Source organism: Pseudomonas reidholzensis (genome assembly GCF_900536025.1).
In the GTDB taxonomy this organism is placed as follows: Bacteria; Pseudomonadota; Gammaproteobacteria; order Pseudomonadales; family Pseudomonadaceae; genus Aquipseudomonas; species Aquipseudomonas reidholzensis.
In genome coordinates this window covers 49,346-66,574 of record NZ_UNOZ01000029.1, presented here as the reverse complement: position 1 = coordinate 66,574, position 17,229 = coordinate 49,346, and the positions used below count along the sequence as shown (strand labels likewise).

Sequence of the window (17,229 nt, the reverse complement as noted above, 5' to 3'; positions counted from 1 at the left end):
AGAGGAGCTGTCAGTTTAGAGAGCAGGTGCTGCTATGTCTGTCGCACCCCTCGCGTCAATTGTCGCCAGGCTCTCGCCGCAGCGCCATCGGTGAGCAACCAAACGCTCGCAGCACCGCCGCGCCAAACGCACTTTGCGAACTGTAGCCGACCCGTGCGCCGACCTCGCCGATCGGCAGCCGGGTGTCCCTCAGCAGTTGCCGGGCCTTGAGCAGGCGGCGCTGGCGAATGTAGTCCATGGGTGTCTGGCCGCACTCGGCAGCAAAGCGCGCATGCAGCCGTGCACTGGACAACCCGGCCAGGCGCGCCAGGTCGGCCACTTGCAGGGGGTAGGCCGCGTACTGCTCGATGTGTGCATCGAAGGCCGGGTAGGGCAGGCGCTGGGCTGCCGGGCCAGGCGCGAGCGGGGCATTGAGGCTGGCCAGCAGCAACGTCGCGCCCTGACGAGCGATCAGCGGGTCGTCCCCCGGGCTTGCCGCGAGCCAGTCGACCAACTGCTGCTGACGACTGTCCAGGCCCACCGCACCGGGGCGCTCGAGCAGGCGCCGGCTGGCGTCGGCATGCTCGCCCAGTTGCGCGTGCAGCCACTGCTCGCCCGGCACATCGAGCACCAGGCAATGGCTGCCGCCAGCACTGCCACAGGCGTGGTGGGCGCCAGCCGGGACCACCATCAAGGCCTGGCGGTCGACCTGCGCGCCGTGCCCCTGAACCTCGAAATCCAGCCGGCCGCGCAGGCCGAACACCAGCTGCGGGTGGTCATGGCTGTGGGCGATCAACTCGTCGCGGTAGTGGCGCAGGGAAAGAATCGGGCCGGCGGTCATCGGGCAGTCCTCGTGTTGCAGGTCGGCAGTGTACACCCAGACATCTGTTGTAACACGGCTGCCACCTGCGCCTGCCAGTCTCCAGCAAACAGCGCCGGAGTCGACCCATGAGCCACGCCGAACTCGCCCGCCCGTCACGCAAGCAACGCGTACGTACCCTGTGGATCTCCGACGTGCACCTGGGGACGCGGGATTGTCAGGCCGAGCATCTGTCGCAGTTTCTCAAGGGCTTTCAGGCCGACCGCATCTACCTGGTCGGCGACATCATCGACGGCTGGAAACTGCGCAGCGGCATCTACTGGCCGCAAGCGCACACCAACGTCATTCGGCGCTTGCTGACCATGAGCAAGCGCGGCACCGAGGTGATCTACGTCACCGGCAACCACGACGAGTTCCTGCGTCGCTATTCCAAGCTGATCCTGGGCAACATCAAACTGGTCGACGAGGCCGAACACCTGACCGCCGACGGCCGTCGCCTGCTGGTCATCCATGGTGACCAGTTCGACGTGATCACCCGCTATCACCGCTGGCTGGCGTTTCTTGGCGATCGCGCGTACGAGTTCACCCTGGTCCTCAACCGCTGGCTCAACCACTGGCGGGCCCGTTACGGCTATGGCTACTGGTCGCTGTCGGCCTACCTCAAGCACAAGGTCAAGGGGGCGGTGAGCTTCATCAGTGATTTCGAGGATGCAATTGCCCACGAGTGCACCCGGCGGGGCTTCCAGGGCGTCGTCTGCGGGCATATTCACCACGCCGAAATCCGCCAGGTGGGCGAGGTGGAGTACCTCAATTGTGGCGATTGGGTCGAGTCCTGTACCGCGTTGATCGAGCACTGGGACGGCAGCATCGAGCTGTACCGCCTGGCCGACGCCCAGGCACGCGAGAGACAGCGACTGGCAGCTTTGCGCGAGCCCGCCTAGAACGTTACAGGTTGACCTTGCCCAGCAGGATATCCCTGAACATCGCAAAATCACCGACCAGGCTGTACCAGGGGTGCTTGAACGTGGCCGGTCGGTTCTTCTCGAAGAAAAAATGCCCGACCCAGGCAAAGCCATAGCCGAACACCGGCACCGCCAACAGCAGCAACCACTTGCCACTGGCGATGGTGTAGGCCAGCAAGGCGATCACCAGGCTGGTGCCGACGAAGTGCAAACGCCGGCAGGTGGGGTTGCTGTGCTCGCCCAGGTAATAGGGATAGAACTCGGCAAAACTGCGAAACTGCGCTGTGCGGTTCATGGCTGTGCTCCCGGCATACTTGTCATTGGGGCGGATACACGGCGTGGAGCCTGATTCGAGTCTAGAGTGATTAGCAGCGCCGGCCAGTGACAATAAGCGCCATTTGAGTATCCTTGGCATTCACCGCAGGAGCGGTCAGCACAAGAAGCCAGTCATGAGCGAAAGAACCACATCAGCCAGCTGGGCATCAGGGATCGTCAAGGCGCTTGAGCTGGAAGGGCTCGATTGCCGTGTCATGTTCAAGCAACTGGGGCTGGACTTCACTGCCCTCGACGACCCCGATGCACGCTTTCCGCAGGACTCGATGACCCGGCTCTGGCAGCTGGCGGTCGAGCTGTCGGGCAACGAAGCGATTGGCCTGAACATGGCCCGGGTGGTGCGCCCGGCATCGTTTCATGTGGTCGGCTACGCCTTGATGTCCAGCCGCACCCTGGCCGAAGGCTTCGAACGCCTGGTGCGCTACCAGCGGATCATTGCCGAGAGTTCCGACCTGAGCTTTCGGCTCGGGCCTGAAGGCTACTCGCTGGGCCTCACCGTGCACGGTGATCACCTGCCCCCCACCCGTCATAGCGCCGAGGCCTCGCTGGCCTGCGCGCTGTCGCTGTGCACCTGGCTCAGCGGCCGCCCGATCCAGCCACGGCGGGTGCTGATCCAGGGCCCGCAGCCGAAGAATATCGAGCCCTACAAGGTCGCCTTCCATTCACCGTTGGTGTTCGACGCGCCGCATGATGCACTGGTGTTCGAGCGGGCCGACATGGAAGCGCCGCTGCCCACCGCCAACGAGGCGATGGCGATCCTTCACGACCGTTTTGCCGGTGAATACCTGGCGCGCTTCTCGGAAAGCCGGGTAACCCATCGGGTGCGTCAGGTGCTGTGCCGCATCCTGCCGCAGGGCGAGCCCAAGCGCGAGACCGTCGCCCAGGCCCTGCACCTGTCCCAGCGCACCTTGCAGCGGCGCTTGCAGGAGGAGGGCACGAGCTTTCAGAGCCTGCTCGACGACACCCGTCGCGAGCTGGCCGAGCAGTACCTCGCGCAGCCCGGCATGACCCTGCTGGAAACCGCCTACCTGCTGGGCTTCGCCGACCCGAGCAACTTCTACCGGGCGTTCCGCCGCTGGTTCGACGCTACCCCCAGCGAGTACCGCTCGCGGCTGGGCGGTGAGCCACTCAGTGACGCCAGAACGCCGGCATGCACAACACCAGTACCGTGATGATCTCCAGCCGGCCGAGCAGCATGCCGCCGGCCAGGATCCACTTGGCGGCGTCCGGCAGGGTCGCGTAGTTGCCGGCCGGGCCGATCACCTCGCCCAGGCCCGGGCCAACGCCCGATACGGTGCCGGCGGCGCCGGTCAGGGCAGTCATCCAGTCGACCCCGAGCAGCGACAGCAGCAGGGCGATCACGCAGATGGTGATGGCGAAGAAGAACGAGAAGGTCAGGATCGAGCGCACGATCTCTTCATCGAGGCGGTGGCCGTTGTACTTCTGCTTGATCACCGCGCGTGGGTGGATCAGCTGGTTGAGGCTGGCCTTGAGGAGGATATAGGCCACCTGGAAGCGGAAGATCTTGATCCCGCCCGCGGTCGAGCCCGAGCAGCCGCCGACAAAGCCCAGGTAGAAGAACAGCATCAACGAGAAGTTGCCCCACAGGCTGTAGTCGCCCAGGGCGAAGCCGGTGGTGGTGACCACCGACGTGACGTTCAGCGCGACGTGGCGCAGGGCGTCCAGCCAGTGCAGCTCGGTGGTCGCCCAGTACCAGGTGCCGAGCACCAGCCAGGTCGTCACCAGCATGCCGAGCAAACCCTGCACCTGCTGGTCCCTGAGCAGCGCCCGGCGGTTGCCGCGCAAGGTCGCGACGTACAGGGTGAAGGGCATGCTGCCGAAGATCATCACCACCACCGCGACCCAGTGCACCGCCGGGATGTCCCACTTGGCCAGGGACTGGTCGGAGGTCGAGAAGCCGCCGGTGGAGATCGCCGACATGGCGTGGTTGATCGCATCGAACGGGCTCATGCCGGCCCACCAGAACGCCAGGCTGCCGATAAAGGTGATGCCGACGTACACCAGCACGATCGACTTGGCGACCATGTGCGAGCGCGGCATGACTTTTTCGGAGCGGTCCGACGACTCGGTCTGGAACAGCCGCATGCCGCCGATGCGCAACAGTGGCAGGATCGCCACCGCCATGGCGATAAAGCCGATGCCGCCGAGCCAGTGCAGCATCGAGCGCCACATGAGGATCCCCGGCGACATGCTGTCCAGGCCGCTGAGCACCGTGGCGCCGGTGGCGGTGATGCCCGACATGCTTTCGAAGAAGGCGTTGGTGTAGCTGATGTGCTGGGTCAGCAGGAACGGCAGGGCGGCGAACACGCACACCACCAGCCAGCTGCTGACGGTCAGCAGGTACATGTCACGCGGGCGCAGGTGGACGTGTTCGGGGCGCCCGGGGATGACCAGTGCCAAGCCGGCAATAAAGGTGATCAGGCTCGACCAGAGAAACGACGGCATGTCGCCGGTGCGTTCGAAGATCACCAGGGTGGCCATGGGCACGACCATGCTGACCGCCAGGGTGATCAGGAAGATGCCGATGATGAAACCAATGATCCTTAAGGTCGGCAACGCCATGTGATCTGCTCTGACTCGAAAACGGAAGGGGCGCCATTCTACCTGTGCGTCGGGTGAAGTAAACGCATTGGATCGAGCCTGGGGTGTGTCGCGGCGGCGTCAATAGTGCAGAATGACGGCACTTTTGATCTGCCAGGAGGGTAGCCGATGGAGGCTCTCGACGCATTGCTCAACCGTGTATCCGTACCACGCCTGACCGACCCGGCGCCCAATGCCGCCCAGCGCGAGGCACTGTTCCAGGCCGCGTTGCGCGCACCGGACCATGGTCAGCTGCGCCCTTGGCGCTTCCTCACCGTCGAGGGCGCGGCCCGGGACAAACTCGGTGAGCTGTTTGCCGCAGCAGTCGCCAACAAGGGCGATGCCAGCCAGGCGGCCCTGGACAAGGCCCGCGCCATGCCCCTGCGGGCACCCTTGCTGATCGTGGTGATCGCGCGCTTGCAGGACCACTTCAAGGTGCCCAAGTCCGAACAACTGCTGGCGGCCGGCTGCGCGGCGCATGGCATCCTGATCGCCGCGCATGCGCAAGGGATCGGCGCGGTGTGGCGTACCGGTGATCTGGCGTTTGATGCGCATGTGCATCAGGGGCTGGGGCTTGAGGCCAACGAAGAGTTGATTGGGTACCTGTATGTCGGTACGCCGGTGAACGAGCCGCGCACTGCACCCATCCTGGAAACCGCCGACTTCGTTCGCGTCTGGGAATAAGTGTTCGGGGGCCGCTGTGCGGCCCTTCGCGGGTAAACCCGCTCCCACAGGGACCGCGCCGTGCCCGAGGTCAGCGCTATCCCTGTGGGAGCGGCGGTGCGCCGATGCGACTTGCCCCGCGAAGAGGCCCTTTGGCCCACAGCAGTTGTCAGCTGCCCACCACCGCTGTCACTGGAAACTCCAGCCGCGCAACGAACCCACCCTGCGGATGATTGGCCAGCGTCAGGCTGCCGCCATGGCGCTCGGCCGCCCGGCGAGCAATCGCCAGGCCCAGCCCATGCCCTGCCGCGTCCTGACCCGGCGCACGGAAGAACGGCTCGCCCAGCTGTGTCAGGTACTCCGCCGCCACGCCCTTGCCGTGGTCACGCACCGTCACCACCACGCGCTCGTGCTCCAGCCCCGCACTGATCTCGATCGGCTGCCCCGGCGGGCTGAAGCGCAGGGCATTGCGCACCAGGTTATCCACGGCCCGCTCGACCAGCGTCGGCCAGCCCTGCAGGGTCAGACCCGGCGCGGCCTCCAGGCGGATCTCCTGGTCGGGTGCGCTGAGCAGGGCATCCTTGCGCACGCTGCCGAGCAGAGCATTGACGTCGACCGGCTCGGCCAGCGCCTGTTCCGCGTCGACCCGCGCCAGGGCGAGGATTTCGCTGATCAGGTCTTCCAACCGGTCGCACTCACGGGTCAGCCGTGGCCACAGGGCCTGGCGTTGCTCAGGCTCGGCGCGCTCGGCCAGCGCCAGGGCGATGCGCAGCCGGGCCAGCGGTGAGCGCAGTTCGTGCGACACATCGCGCAGCAACTGGCGCTGGCTGCCGATCAGGCTCTGCAGGCGCGCGCCCATCTTGTTGAAGTCGTTGGCCAGCACGCCAAATTCATCCCGCCGGCCAGCCAGCTGGGCCAGGCTGTTCTGCTGGTAGCTGGTCTGGCCGAGGTCGTGCACCGCACCGCGCAGGCGGCTCAGCGGGCGGGTGATCGACAGCGTCACCAGCAGGCTGAACAAGGTCAGCACCACCAGCGCGATGCCCAGCGCACTCAACGGCCAGAGCAGGCTCTCGCGGTGCCAGGAGTCGAGTTCCGGGTGGGGGATGCGGTAGATCAGCAGGTAGGTCTCGCCCGTGGTCGGGCTGGTGTATTCGGTGGTCAGCCGGCGCCACGGCAGGCGGCGCTGGTCGTTGTGCTGGCGGGCCTCGAAATCGGCGGCTCGCCGCGGGAAGGTGCCCGGCACCACGGCATCGCCGGCATCGTTGAGCACCTGCACATCGACCTTGAAGCGCTGCTTGCGGCGCTCCAGGAAACGTTGCGAAGCCTCCAGCCCCTCCTGTTCGTAATGCTCGGCCCAGCGGCTGGCCAGGGTGTTCAGGCCCGGGTGGCGGCTGAGGATCCAGTTGTCCTGGTTGAGCATATGGCCAAGCAGGATCGACAGGCCGGCGACCAGGGTGATGGCAAGCCAGAAACTGGCCAGGATGCGCCAGAACAATGAACGCAAGACGAGCACCTCCAACAAACGGGAAAAACCCGGCCCGCTGGAGGGCGGGCCGGGCATCGGGGTGACAGCTTACTGGGCCTTGCCGGCTTTGGCAGCCTTCCAGGCCTGGAACTCGTTCCATTCGGCCTGGCGCTCGGCGCGTTTCTTCAGATGCTCGTCGAATTGCTTCTGCTGTTCAGGCTTGAGCAGTGCGCGGATTTCGCCGTCGGTCTTGTCGTGGCGAGCCTTGAGCTCGTCCTTCATGGCTTTTTGCTCGGCCGCAGGCAGTTTGTCCAGGTAGCGCTTGGTGATGTCGCGGTCGGCCTTCATGTCTGCGCCCTTGAGCTTGCCGATCTGCTGGCGTTGCTCGTGGGTCAGGTCCAGCTGGGCGAAAGGCGCGTCGCCGCGGTGACGAGGGCCGTCGTGACGTGGGCCGCCATCAGGCATGGCCATGGCAACGGTTGGCAGGGCAGCGGCGAACATCAGGGCGATCAGGGTCTTGCGCATGTTGTCTCTCCTCTCATGGGCCGGTGTTTACCGGATGTGCCCAGTTTAGGGAGATCAAGGTCAAGCGCAGTCAGGTGTGCGTAAAGGCTGGGTAAAGACAAAGGAGCAGCTGCAAGTTTTGAGTTTCAAGCTGCAAGAAACCAAGTCAGCACGCGGGCTGCCTTAATCTTGCAGCTTGAAGCTCGAAGCTTGCCGCTCAAAGGCTGTAGTAGTAACCGCGGCTGCGCAGGGCAACGATCCGCGGCCTGCCGTCGGGGTGCGGGCCGACCTTCTTGCGCAGGTTGCTGACATGCATGTCCAGGCTGCGGTCGTACAGGGTCAGCTTGCGGCCAAGGGCGATCTGCGCCAGCTCCTGTTTGTCCAGCGGGTCGCCGGGCTGGCGCAGCAGGGCCTCGAGAATACGGCTCTCGGACAGGGTCAGGGTCATTTCGCGACCCTCGACATTGACCACCCCACGCGCGGGGCTGAACGCCAGGTCGCCGATCTCGACCTGGCTGCTGATGGCCGCCGGGTGGCTTCGGCGCAGGACCGCGCGCAGGCGGGCGGTCAGCTCGCGCGGGTCGCATGGCTTGGCCAGGTAATCGTCGGCACCCAGCTCGAGGCCGAGAATGCGGTCCAGCGGCTCGCCGCGGGCCGAAAGCATCAGCACGGGCAGTTCGGTGTGTTCGGTGCGCAGCTGCTTGAGCAGCTCCAGGCCGCTGCCATCGGGCAGCATCACGTCCAGCACCACGGCCGCCGGGGCACTCTGGGCCAAGGCCAGGCGTGCGCTCTGGCCGTCGTGGCAGGCACGTACCACGAACCCTTCCTGGGTCAGCCAGCTGCCGAGCAGCTCGCAGAGTTCCTGGTCATCATCAATCAGTAACAGCTCGCTCATGACTCACTCAATTCAACCATTGACGGCGTCTTCTGTGTCCGCCACTGGCAAAGATACCGCAGAGTACCGAGAACAGTGCAACGGCTGAACCAATCAGAAACCATAATTGTTGGTCGGTGATCGGCGATTGGGGGGTATTGGCCTGCAATTGGCTGATCGCCAGCTTCAGGCGCTGGTTGTCCTGGCGCAGGCGTTCGAGCTGCGCACCGTCCTGCTCGCGGCTGGCTGTTTGCAATTGCTCGGCCAGCGCGGCACGCTGCTTTTCACTCGCCTCGAGGCGTTGTTGCAGCTCGGTGATCTGGGCGCCGGCGGCCAGCGACAAGGTCTGTTCGGCATGGCTCAACGGGCTCAGCAACAGCAGACAAAGCAGCAGGGACATCGGACCTTGGCGCATTGGAACTCCTGATAGTTAACGATTCAGGAGGTTGTCGGCCGCTCGTCGGATTAGATGAGCGGCCGGCACTGGCGCCCGTCGGTTATGGCAGGACTTGCTTGAACGGCTTGACCACGACCTGCTCGTACACGCCTGCGGCAATGTACGGATCGGCATCGGCCCACGCCTGTGCGGCGGCCAGGGAGTCGAACTCGGCGACGATCAGGCTGCCGCTGAAGCCAGCCTCGCCCGGGTCATTGCTGTCGACGGCCGGGTGCGGGCCGGCCAGGACAACGCGGCCCTCGGCCTTGAGCTGCTGCAGGCGTTCGATGTGCGCGGGGCGTGCGGCCAGGCGTTTTTCCAGGGAGTTGGCGACGTCGCTGGCGATAATGGCGTAAAGCATGTCAATCCTCGGTCTTGGGGGTAGTGGGATCGCTGTCGTGCAGGTGGCGCGACAGGTAGACGCCCTGGGCGACCAGGAAGATCACGGTCATGCCCAGGCTGCCGAACACCTTGAAGTCGACCCAGAAGCTCTGGAAGGTGAAGGCGACGAACAGGTTGGCCGCACCGCAGATCAGGAAGAAGCAGATCCAGGCCAGGTTGAGCCGCGCCCAGATGGCATCCGGCAGGGTCAGTGCGTGGCCCATGATGCGCTTGATCAGCACCCGGTCGCCGATGAAGTGGCTGCCGGCAAAGGCGATGGCGAACAGCCAGTTGACCACCGGCGCCTTCCATTTGAGAAAGGTCTCACTGTGGAACGCCAAGGTCAGGCCGCCGAACAGCAGGCACGCCACGAGGGTCAGCCACTGGCCTTTCTCGAGCTTGCGCTGGCGGATGAACAGGGCGCCATAGACTGCCAGCGAGCTTGCAATCAACACCGCGGTGGCGCTGTAGATACCGCCCAGTTCGAAGCTCTGGCCGGCGAATTCCAGCGGGCGCGGGTCGAGCTTGTAGACGATGAAAAACAGCAGCAGCGGGATGAAATCGATGAATTGTTTCACAGTGGCAGCCAGAAGCGGGATGTGACGGCATAATATCAAACATCGATTCCAGCGGTAGCGCTCCTCCATGAATGTTGATCTGCACTGTCACAGCACGGCCTCCGACGGCGCCCTGGCGCCTTCGATTCTGGTCGCCCGCGCCCATGAGCACGGCGTGCAGACCCTGTCGCTGACCGACCACGACACCCTCGAAGGCCTGCCAGAGGCCCGCCAGGCCTGCCTGGAACGGGGTATGCACTGGGTCAGCGGGGTGGAGTTGTCGTGCACCTGGGGCGGCGCCACCATCCACATATTGGGTTACGATTTCCCCCTCGATGCCCCCCCGTTGCTGAAGGCGATCGAGGCGTTGCACCAGGGCCGCTGGCTGCGTGCCGAAGAAATCGACCGGCGCCTGGCGGCCAAGGGCATGCCCGCCACCCTCGAGGGCGCGCGCGCGGTGCAGCAGGAGCTGGGCGACAGCGGCAACGCCCCGGCGCGGCCGCATTTTGCCGAGTACCTGGTGCGTGCCGGGCACGTCAAGGACCGCGGCGAGGCGTTTCGCAAGTGGCTGGGCGCCGGCAAGCTGGGCGACGTCAAGCTGCACTGGCCGACCCTCGAGGACACCGTGGCGACCCTGCGCCAGTCGCATGCCTGGGTCAGCCTGGCGCATCCGATGCACTACGATCTGACCCGCAGCAAGCGCAGACGGCTGATTGCCGACTATATTCAGGCAGGTGGGCAAGCCCTTGAAGTGGTCAATGGCATGATGCCCGCCGAGCAGGTGGGCACGATGTCCATCCTCACCCGTGAATTCGGCCTGCTGGCAAGCGCTGGCAGTGACTTCCACGGCCCCGGCACCTGGGGCGAGATCGGTGCCTACCGGCCATTGCCCGAGGACCTGCCACCTCTGTGGCGCCGATTCAAGCATGAACAGCCTATGGCGTTATGAACAGGACGACTTCGTGAGCCAATTTTTCCAGATTCATGCGGAAAACCCGCAAGCGCGCCTGATCAAACAGGCCGTTGAAATCATCCGCAAGGGCGGCGTGGTGGTCTACCCGACCGATTCGGCCTACGCAATGGGCTGCCAGATCGGTGACAAGACGGCCATCGAGCGCGTGCGCCGCCTGCGCCAACTGGACAAGCACCACAACTTCACCCTGCTGTGCTGCGACCTGTCGCAGATGGGCCTGTTCGCCAAGATCGACACCGGCACCTTTCGCTTGCTCAAGGCGCATGTCCCGGGCCCGTACACCTTCATCCTCAACGCCACCCGCGAAGTGCCGCGGCTGCTGATGCACGAGAAGCGCCGCACCATCGGCCTGCGCGTGCCGTCCAACCCGATCGTGCTGGCCCTGCTCGAAGAGCTCGGCGAGCCGCTGATGAGCGTCAGCCTGATCATGCCGGGCGACGACGAGCCGATGACAGACCCGTACGAGATCCGCCAGGCCCTGGAGCATCACGTCGACCTGATCATCGACGGCGGCTTCGGCGACCTCAAGGCGTCCACCGTGATCAACCTGGCCGGCGACGAGCCGGAGGTGATCCGGGTCGGCTGCGGTGACCCCGCGCCCTTCATGGTCAACGCGTGAGCCAGCTGATCGAGGCCGAGCCGCCCCTCAGCGAAATCGACGCACCGCAGCAATTGCAGCTGGCGCTGGTCTATGGCGAAGCGTTCAACGAGCTGCCGCTGGACCTGTACATCCCGCCGGACGCCCTCGAAGTGATCCTCGAAGCCTTCGAGGGGCCGCTCGACCTGCTGCTGTACCTGATCCGCAAACAGAACATCGACATCCTCGACATCCCGGTGGCGGAAATCACCCGCCAGTACATGTCCTACGTCGAGCTGATGAAGTCGGTGCGCCTGGAGCTGGCCGCCGAATACCTGCTGATGGCCGCGATGCTCGCCGAGATCAAGTCGCGCATGCTGTTGCCGCGCTCCAGCGAGATCGAGGAGGAGGAGGGCGACCCCCGCGCCGAGCTGATCCGCCGCCTGCAGGAGTACGAGCGCTTCAAGGCCGCCGCCGAGGGCATCGACCAGCTGCCGCGGGTGGGCCGTGACGTCGTCATCCCTCAGCTCGAGGCGCCGCAGGCCAAGGTGCGCAAGCTGCTGCCGCAGGTCAGCCTGGAAGAGGTGCTGCTGTCGATGGCCGAGGTCATGCGCCGCAACGACCTGTTCGAGAGCCACCAGATCACCCGCGAGACGCTGTCGACCCGCGAGCGCATGAGCGATGTGCTCGAACGCCTCAAGGGCGGGGCCTTCGTGCCCTTCGTCGAGCTGTTCACGGCCGAGGAAGGCAAGCTTGGCGTGGTGGTCACCTTCATGGCGATTCTCGAACTGGTGAAGGAATCGCTCATCGAACTGGTGCAGAATGAGCCTTTCGCCCCGATCCACGTCCGCGCCCGGACCGAGTGAAGCAAGCAGACCTGAAGACCCATGAACCTGAATGAGCCGCGTGACCTGGCGTCGCTGATCGAGGCGTTTCTGCTGGCCTCGGGCAAGCCGCAATCCCTGGAACGTCTTTACGAACTGCTGGAAGAGGCCGAGCGCCCTGCGCCTGCCGTGTTCAAGAAGGCCCTTGAGGTGCTGGCCAAGTCCTGTAACGGCCGCGCCTTCGAGCTGAAGGAGGTGGCCAACGGCTACCGCCTGCAGATTCGCGAAACCTATGCGCCGTGGGTGGGCCGGCTGTGGGAAGAGCGTCCGCAGCGGTACTCGCGTGCGTTGCTCGAGACCATGGCGCTGATCGCCTATCGCCAGCCGATCACCCGCGGCGAGATCGAGGATGTGCGTGGGGTGGCGGTCAACACCAACATCATCAAGACCCTCATGGAACGCGAGTGGATTCGTATCGTGGGCTACCGCGAGGTGCCTGGGCGGCCGGCGATGTTTGCCACGACCAAGGCGTTTCTCGATCATTTCAACCTCAAGAGCCTCGACGAGTTGCCGGCCTTGGCCGAGCTACGGGAGATGGAGCCCGAGCCGATGGTCGACCCTGATGAGGCGCCGGTGCCGGCGCACCTGCAGGCCCTGGCGGATGCCAGCCTGGGTGAAGAAGAGGCCGAGGCGGGCGAGCCCGTCGAGGAAACCAGCTTCCGTAGTTTGCTGGTAGAACTCGATGCGATGGAGGAGGGGCTCAAGATCGATTTCGAAGACCTGCGTGAAGAACCGCAGGATCTCGAGGCAGAATCTCCGGTTGAAGATGAGCCCGAGCCAAAGTCCTGACCCGCTCGAAAAGCGACCGCTTGGCGCAAATCCCGGCTGTAGGCACAAAACCCGCTACTCTCCAGTGCGTTCGCCCAGCGAAGCGCGTATGATGCGCGCCCCTCTGGCCCATTCGTTGCCAGAACCCGCATTTCATTCTTACACCGGGAGGTGCCCAGATGAGTGACAAAGACCTGCTAGATCCCCAACCAATCCCTCCATCCGGCGAAAAGCTGCAGAAAGTCCTCGCCCGTATCGGCGTGGGTTCGCGCCGTGATGTCGAGGCGTGGATCAGCCAAGGCCGCATCAAGGTCAACGGCGTTGCCGCCACCTTGGGCCAGCGTGTCGACCTGCACGACGCGATTTCCGTCGACGGCAAGCTGATCAAGCGTGTGGAGGCCTCCGAGGCCACCCGCCGGGTGATCATGTACAACAAGCCCGACGGTGAGATCTGCACCCGTGACGACCCGGAAGGCCGCCCGACCGTGTTCGACCGCCTGCCGCGCCCGAAAGAAGGCCGCTGGATCAACATCGGTCGCCTCGACATCAACACCACCGGTCTGCTGCTGTTCACCACCGACGGTGAGCTGGCCAACCGCCTGATGCACCCGTCCTACGAGATGGACCGCGAATACGCCGTGCGTGTGCGTGGTGAAGTCGACGACGAAATGGTCGACCGCCTCAAGGCGGGCGTGGTCCTCGAAGATGGCCCGGCGAAGTTCACCGACATCCAGAAGGCGCCAGGCGGCGAAGGCTTCAACCACTGGTACCACTGCGTGGTGATGGAAGGTCGCAACCGTGAGGTGCGTCGCCTGTGGGAGTCCCAGGGCGTGATCGTCAGCCGCCTGAAGCGCGTGCGTTTCGGCCCGGTGTTCCTCAACTCCGACCTGCCGATGGGCCGCTGGCGCGAAATGAGCCAGTACGAAATCGACATCCTTGCCGCTGAAGTGGGCCTGCAGCCGGTAGCGCTGCCGACCTTGAACCTCAAGGCCAAGGACAAGATGGAGCGCATGCAGCGCAAGTCCAGCCGTCCGCTGGGCCGTGGCGAGCGCGTGCGCGACCTGCGCCCGGCGCAGGAAGGCCAGGCCGAACGCCCGGCGCGTCAGCCGCGCGAAGACAACACGGCACGCAAGGGCGCCCGCCCGAGCGGCAGCACCGTTGCCGAGCGTCCGAGCGACATGCGCAAGCGCACCAACAAGCCTGAGGGCGGTCGCCCGACTGGCGGCAAGCCTGCTGGTGGCCGACCTGCGGGTGGCAAACCCGCTGGTGGCGGTCGCGGCAAGCCACGCGGCTGATCCGGTCGTTTGCAGTAAAGAGCCAGCCTTCGGGCTGGCTTTTTTGTGCCTGCGAGATTTTGGGGCCGCTTCGCGACCCTTTCGCGACACAAGGCCGCTCCCACAGGGACGGCGCCCTTATGTGGGAGCGGCCTTGTGTCGCGAAAGGGCTGCGAAGCGGCCCCGGCTTTGTGTGGCAAACTTTCTATCCACCTTGTAACGCAATATTTACGATTTTGGCGGGTTTGGCTGGCTAGGCATTGAACTGTAAACAAAAGTTGCCGAATCCCTCGTGCCAGAGCGGTTGCCAGCGGCTCCCCCCTATTGCCCAAGCCCCCGCCACACGCTGATATAGCGCCCATGCCGTGTGCATGACCAGGCCGCAGAGCCCGGTTCTTAGAACAACAAATGGAGGCGCTATGTACGCCGATCACTCCGCCTTATCAGGCAATTACCACAGGCCCGGTGCGCTTTTCCTACAGGAAATGACGCAACGCGTTGACCCCTGCGCGCTCGCGAGGGTATACAATGCGCCGCGTTTTACCTGTGACCCCCTTGCGTACCGCGCACTCCTGCTGACTCCCGGTTGACCGTCCAGGGCATTTTGCTGCCCGCCGCGTCCCCCGAGTCGAGGAAAAATCCAAGGTAACCACCTTGCCCATTCCGCTGCGCCACGAGCGCGGTGGGTCCGATTCCGTCACAGATAAAAACAAGCAGGTGACTCTGTTCATGAGTGGACAAGAAATGCAGTCAGGCGAGCTCAAGCGGGGCCTGAAAAACCGCCATATCCAGCTGATCGCGCTGGGTGGCGCGATTGGTACCGGCTTGTTCCTGGGTTCGGCCGGGGTGATGAAGTCTGCCGGTCCGTCGATGATCCTCGGCTACGCGATCTGTGGCTTCATCGCCTTCATGATCATGCGCCAGCTGGGTGAGATGATCGTCGAGGAGCCGGTGGCCGGCTCCTTCAGCCACTTTGCCCACAAGTACTGGGGCGGTTTCGCCGGCTTCCTGTCGGGCTGGAACTGCTGGGTGCTGTACATCCTGGTGGGCATGTCGGAGCTCTCTGCGGTGGGCAAGTACGTCCACTACTGGTGGCCGGAGATCCCGACCTGGGTCACCGCTGCGGCGTTCTTCCTGCTGATCAACGCCATCAACCTGATGAACGTCAAAGTCTTCGGCGAGGCCGAGTTCTGGTTCGCGATCATCAAGGTCGCCGCGATCGTCGGCATGATCGGCCTGGGTGCCTACCTGCTGACCAGCGGCAGCGGCGGCCCTGAAGCCACAGTGACCAACCTGTGGGCGCATGGCGGCTTCTTCCCGAATGGCGTCAGCGGCCTGGTGATGGCGTTGGCGATCATCATGTTCTCCTTTGGCGGCCTGGAAATGCTCGGCTTCACCGCCGCCGAGGCCGACAAGCCGAAGACCGTGATCCCCAAGGCGATCAACCAGGTCATCTACCGCATCCTGATCTTCTACATCGGTGCGCTGGTGATCCTGCTGTCGCTGACCCCATGGGACACCCTGGTCGCCAGCATCGATGCCTCGGGCGGCAGCTACGGCAGCAGCCCGTTCGTCCAGGTGTTCTCGCTGCTCGGCAGCGACGTGGCCGCCCACCTGCTGAACTTCGTGGTGCTCACTGCAGCGCTGTCGGTGTACAACAGCGGCACCTACTGCAACGCGCGCATGCTCTACGGCATGGCCCAGCAGGGTGATGCGCCGGCCGGCCTGGCCAAGATCGACAAGCGCGGCGTGCCGGTGCGCTCGATCCTGGTCTCGGCGGCGGTGACACTGGTTGCCGTACTGCTCAACTACTTCATGCCGCAGCATGCCCTGGAATTGCTGATGTCGCTGGTGGTTGCGGCGCTGGTGATCAACTGGGCGATGATCAGCTACTCGCACCTGAAGTTCCGTCAGCACCTCGACCGTACCGGTCAGCAGCCGCTGTTCAAGGCGCTGTGGTACCCCTACGGCAACTACGTGGTGCTGGCCTTCGTGGTGTTGATCCTGGGCATCATGCTGATGATCCCGGGGATCCAGATCTCGGTGTACGCGATCCCGGTGTGGCTGGTGGTGATGTACGTGGCCTATGCGCTCAAGAGCAAGCGTGCCGCTCAGGGCAATGGCGCTGAGCAGTCGATCGCCAAGTAAGCGCTGATCGAGTCATCTGAAACCCGATGCCGGCGACCTGGCATCGGGTTTTTTGTTGTCTGGCCGGGCCTCTTCGCGGGTAAACCCGCTCCTACAGGGTTTAGCGTGATTAACCGCTACGGCCCGACAAGGCTCAGATCTGCTCCAGCAGCCAGCTGCGAAACGCCCGCAACGATGGCAGTGCCTCGTTGCGCGGCGGGTAGATCAGGTAGTAACTGCGCTGGCTGGCGATGGCCAGGCCTGGGCTGAACAACTCGCCCTTGGCCAGCTCCTCCTCGACCAGGATCCGCGGCACCAGGCCGATGCCGATCCCCGCCCGGACCGCCTGGATCAGGTGCGACGTCAGTTCGAAGCTAGGGCCCAGGCGCATCGACCGGTGGGCCAGGCCATGGTGGGAAAACCACTCGCCCCAGGCATGCGGGTTGTTCGCCACGTTGAGCAGCATCTCGCCACTGACCCGCGCCGGGCTCCAGCCCTGTGCATCGCCAGCGGCGTCCGGCGGCAGGATCACCACCAGCTCCTCGGCATGCAGGCGATGGCAGATCAGCCCCGGCAGGTCGTGGCTGGCGACGCCGATCGCCGCGTCGATCTCGCTGGTGTCGAAGTTGATCGCTTCGATGCGTGAATGAATGTGCACCAGCATCCCTGGGTGCGCGCCGTAAAAAGCGTGCAGGCGCGGCAGCAGCCATTTCGAGCCAAAGGTCGGCAGGGTGGCCAGGCGCAAGGTGCCGACCCCGGACTGATAGGCCAGCGCCTGCAAGGTCGCGCTGCGGATGCGCCCGAGCGCCTCGCTCAGCTCGCCCTGGTACAGCCGCCCGACGTCGGTCAGCTGCACCTGGCGGCCCTCGCGGCGGAACAGGGTCAGGCCCAGTTGCTGCTCCAGCGCCTGCACCTGGCGGCTGACCGCGCTCTGGGTCAGCGACAGCTCGGCGGCGGCGCGGGTGTAGCTTTCATGACGTGCCGCGGCCTCGAAAGCCAGCAGCAACGACATCGAAGGCGTCAGGTGGCGGTAATTCATTCATAAAGCTCA

General features: G+C 64.7%; 19 protein-coding genes. 9 read left to right on the top strand and 10 right to left on the bottom strand.

Annotated elements, in window-relative coordinates; all coding sequences use genetic code 11:
- Positions 1–55: 55 nt before the first annotated feature.
- Positions 56–820 carry a helix-turn-helix transcriptional regulator gene (locus CCOS865_RS19120; RefSeq protein WP_119143693.1) on the bottom strand — a complete coding sequence of 255 codons (765 nt, stop codon included), beginning with the start codon at positions 818–820 and terminating at the stop codon, positions 56–58.
- 107 nt (positions 821–927) lie between these two features.
- Here CCOS865_RS19120 and CCOS865_RS19115 point away from each other — a divergent pair, with 107 nt between their 5' ends.
- Complete coding sequence (locus CCOS865_RS19115) at positions 928–1,740, top strand: UDP-2,3-diacylglucosamine diphosphatase (RefSeq protein WP_119143691.1); 813 nt, start codon at positions 928–930, stop codon at positions 1,738–1,740.
- A gap of 4 nt (positions 1,741–1,744) precedes the next feature.
- On the opposite strand, the gene CCOS865_RS19110 is transcribed toward CCOS865_RS19115, so the two are convergent.
- The gene (locus tag CCOS865_RS19110; RefSeq protein ID WP_119143689.1) at positions 1,745–2,056 is read right to left on the bottom strand and encodes an Mpo1-like protein; all 312 of its coding nucleotides are present in this window, start codon (positions 2,054–2,056) and stop codon (positions 1,745–1,747) included.
- Between the two features lie 154 nt (positions 2,057–2,210).
- On the opposite strand from CCOS865_RS19110, the gene CCOS865_RS19105 reads away from it, so the two are divergent.
- The gene (locus tag CCOS865_RS19105; protein WP_119143687.1) at positions 2,211–3,266 is read left to right on the top strand and encodes an AraC family transcriptional regulator; all 1,056 of its coding nucleotides are present in this window, start codon (positions 2,211–2,213) and stop codon (positions 3,264–3,266) included.
- Here the strand turns inward: CCOS865_RS19105 and CCOS865_RS19100 are convergent.
- Entirely contained in the window at positions 3,223–4,677 is a 1,455-nt protein-coding gene (locus tag CCOS865_RS19100; RefSeq protein WP_119143686.1) for a TrkH family potassium uptake protein, read from the bottom strand. The two genes, CCOS865_RS19105 and CCOS865_RS19100, sit on opposite strands and share 44 nt — an antisense overlap.
- 147 nt (positions 4,678–4,824) lie before the next feature.
- Here CCOS865_RS19100 and CCOS865_RS19095 point away from each other — a divergent pair, with 147 nt between their 5' ends.
- Positions 4,825–5,379, top strand: a complete 555-nt coding sequence (locus CCOS865_RS19095; protein ID WP_119143685.1) for a nitroreductase family protein — start codon at positions 4,825–4,827, stop codon at positions 5,377–5,379.
- A gap of 148 nt (positions 5,380–5,527) precedes the next feature.
- Here CCOS865_RS19095 and CCOS865_RS19090 read toward each other — a convergent pair whose 3' ends face one another.
- The 6 genes from CCOS865_RS19090 to CCOS865_RS19065 all read right to left on the bottom strand — a co-directional run bounded on the left by CCOS865_RS19090 (position 5,528) and on the right by CCOS865_RS19065 (position 9,596).
- Complete coding sequence (locus tag CCOS865_RS19090) at positions 5,528–6,919, bottom strand: sensor histidine kinase (protein ID WP_119143684.1); 1,392 nt, start codon at positions 6,917–6,919, stop codon at positions 5,528–5,530.
- A 12-nt stretch (positions 6,920–6,931) separates the two neighbouring features.
- A complete protein-coding gene (locus tag CCOS865_RS19085) occupies positions 6,932–7,348 on the bottom strand; it encodes a Spy/CpxP family protein refolding chaperone (RefSeq protein WP_119143683.1) in 417 nt (138 codons plus the stop codon).
- 196 nt (positions 7,349–7,544) lie between these two features.
- On the bottom strand, positions 7,545–8,222 hold the full coding sequence (locus CCOS865_RS19080; protein ID WP_119143682.1) for a response regulator transcription factor: 678 nt from the start codon (positions 8,220–8,222) through the stop codon (positions 7,545–7,547).
- A 7-nt stretch (positions 8,223–8,229) separates the two neighbouring features.
- Positions 8,230–8,616: an SH3 domain-containing protein gene (locus CCOS865_RS19075; RefSeq protein ID WP_119143680.1), complete on the bottom strand. Its 387-nt coding sequence runs from the start codon at positions 8,614–8,616 to the stop codon at positions 8,230–8,232.
- A gap of 82 nt (positions 8,617–8,698) precedes the next feature.
- Complete coding sequence (locus tag CCOS865_RS19070; protein WP_119143678.1) at positions 8,699–8,998, bottom strand: YciI family protein; 300 nt, start codon at positions 8,996–8,998, stop codon at positions 8,699–8,701.
- Position 8,999: 1 nt separating this feature from the next.
- Positions 9,000–9,596, bottom strand: coding sequence for a septation protein A (locus CCOS865_RS19065; protein WP_119143676.1), 597 nt, complete (start codon positions 9,594–9,596; stop codon positions 9,000–9,002).
- Between the two features lie 67 nt (positions 9,597–9,663).
- Here CCOS865_RS19065 and CCOS865_RS19060 point away from each other — a divergent pair, with 67 nt between their 5' ends.
- From CCOS865_RS19060 to CCOS865_RS19035, 6 genes are all read left to right on the top strand, one after another.
- Positions 9,664–10,524 (top strand): PHP domain-containing protein, encoded by an 861-nt coding sequence (locus CCOS865_RS19060; RefSeq protein ID WP_119143674.1) that lies wholly within the window; start codon positions 9,664–9,666, stop codon positions 10,522–10,524.
- Between the two features lie 13 nt (positions 10,525–10,537).
- Positions 10,538–11,167, top strand: coding sequence for an L-threonylcarbamoyladenylate synthase (locus CCOS865_RS19055; RefSeq protein WP_119143866.1), 630 nt, complete (start codon positions 10,538–10,540; stop codon positions 11,165–11,167).
- 110 nt (positions 11,168–11,277) lie between these two features.
- Complete coding sequence (locus CCOS865_RS19050) at positions 11,278–11,991, top strand: segregation and condensation protein A (protein WP_167469081.1); 714 nt, start codon at positions 11,278–11,280, stop codon at positions 11,989–11,991.
- 21 nt (positions 11,992–12,012) lie between these two features.
- Positions 12,013–12,798: an SMC-Scp complex subunit ScpB gene (scpB, locus tag CCOS865_RS19045; protein WP_119143672.1), complete on the top strand. Its 786-nt coding sequence runs from the start codon at positions 12,013–12,015 to the stop codon at positions 12,796–12,798.
- 158 nt (positions 12,799–12,956) lie between these two features.
- A complete protein-coding gene (gene rluB / locus CCOS865_RS19040) occupies positions 12,957–14,072 on the top strand; it encodes a 23S rRNA pseudouridine(2605) synthase RluB (RefSeq protein WP_119143670.1) in 1,116 nt (371 codons plus the stop codon).
- 708 nt (positions 14,073–14,780) lie between these two features.
- Positions 14,781–16,199, top strand: coding sequence for an amino acid permease (locus CCOS865_RS19035; RefSeq protein WP_167469079.1), 1,419 nt, complete (start codon positions 14,781–14,783; stop codon positions 16,197–16,199).
- A gap of 133 nt (positions 16,200–16,332) precedes the next feature.
- Here the strand turns inward: CCOS865_RS19035 and CCOS865_RS19030 are convergent, their stop codons facing one another.
- Positions 16,333–17,217 (bottom strand): LysR substrate-binding domain-containing protein, encoded by an 885-nt coding sequence (locus CCOS865_RS19030; RefSeq protein WP_119143666.1) that lies wholly within the window; start codon positions 17,215–17,217, stop codon positions 16,333–16,335.
- Between the last annotated feature and the right edge of the window lie 12 nt (positions 17,218–17,229).

What these genes read in the sequence shown, in the direction of transcription:
- CCOS865_RS19120 (WP_119143693.1), bottom strand. Translation starts at nt 820, where the DNA reads ATGACCGCCGGCCCGATTCTTTCCCTGCGCCACTACCGCGACGAGTTG.
- CCOS865_RS19115 (WP_119143691.1), top strand. Translation starts at nt 928, where the DNA reads ATGAGCCACGCCGAACTCGCCCGCCCGTCACGCAAGCAACGCGTACGT.
- CCOS865_RS19110 (WP_119143689.1), bottom strand. Translation starts at nt 2,056, where the DNA reads ATGAACCGCACAGCGCAGTTTCGCAGTTTTGCCGAGTTCTATCCCTAT.
- CCOS865_RS19105 (WP_119143687.1), top strand. Translation starts at nt 2,211, where the DNA reads ATGAGCGAAAGAACCACATCAGCCAGCTGGGCATCAGGGATCGTCAAG.
- CCOS865_RS19100 (WP_119143686.1), bottom strand. Translation starts at nt 4,677, where the DNA reads ATGGCGTTGCCGACCTTAAGGATCATTGGTTTCATCATCGGCATCTTC.
- CCOS865_RS19095 (WP_119143685.1), top strand. Translation starts at nt 4,825, where the DNA reads ATGGAGGCTCTCGACGCATTGCTCAACCGTGTATCCGTACCACGCCTG.
- CCOS865_RS19090 (WP_119143684.1), bottom strand. Translation starts at nt 6,919, where the DNA reads ATGCCCGGCCCGCCCTCCAGCGGGCCGGGTTTTTCCCGTTTGTTGGAG.
- CCOS865_RS19085 (WP_119143683.1), bottom strand. Translation starts at nt 7,348, where the DNA reads ATGCGCAAGACCCTGATCGCCCTGATGTTCGCCGCTGCCCTGCCAACC.
- CCOS865_RS19080 (WP_119143682.1), bottom strand. Translation starts at nt 8,222, where the DNA reads ATGAGCGAGCTGTTACTGATTGATGATGACCAGGAACTCTGCGAGCTG.
- CCOS865_RS19075 (WP_119143680.1), bottom strand. Translation starts at nt 8,616, where the DNA reads ATGCGCCAAGGTCCGATGTCCCTGCTGCTTTGTCTGCTGTTGCTGAGC.
- CCOS865_RS19070 (WP_119143678.1), bottom strand. Translation starts at nt 8,998, where the DNA reads ATGCTTTACGCCATTATCGCCAGCGACGTCGCCAACTCCCTGGAAAAA.
- CCOS865_RS19060 (WP_119143674.1), top strand. Translation starts at nt 9,664, where the DNA reads ATGAATGTTGATCTGCACTGTCACAGCACGGCCTCCGACGGCGCCCTG.
- scpB (WP_119143672.1), top strand. Translation starts at nt 12,013, where the DNA reads ATGAACCTGAATGAGCCGCGTGACCTGGCGTCGCTGATCGAGGCGTTT.
- rluB (WP_119143670.1), top strand. Translation starts at nt 12,957, where the DNA reads ATGAGTGACAAAGACCTGCTAGATCCCCAACCAATCCCTCCATCCGGC.
- CCOS865_RS19035 (WP_167469079.1), top strand. Translation starts at nt 14,781, where the DNA reads ATGAGTGGACAAGAAATGCAGTCAGGCGAGCTCAAGCGGGGCCTGAAA.
- CCOS865_RS19030 (WP_119143666.1), bottom strand. Translation starts at nt 17,217, where the DNA reads ATGAATTACCGCCACCTGACGCCTTCGATGTCGTTGCTGCTGGCTTTC.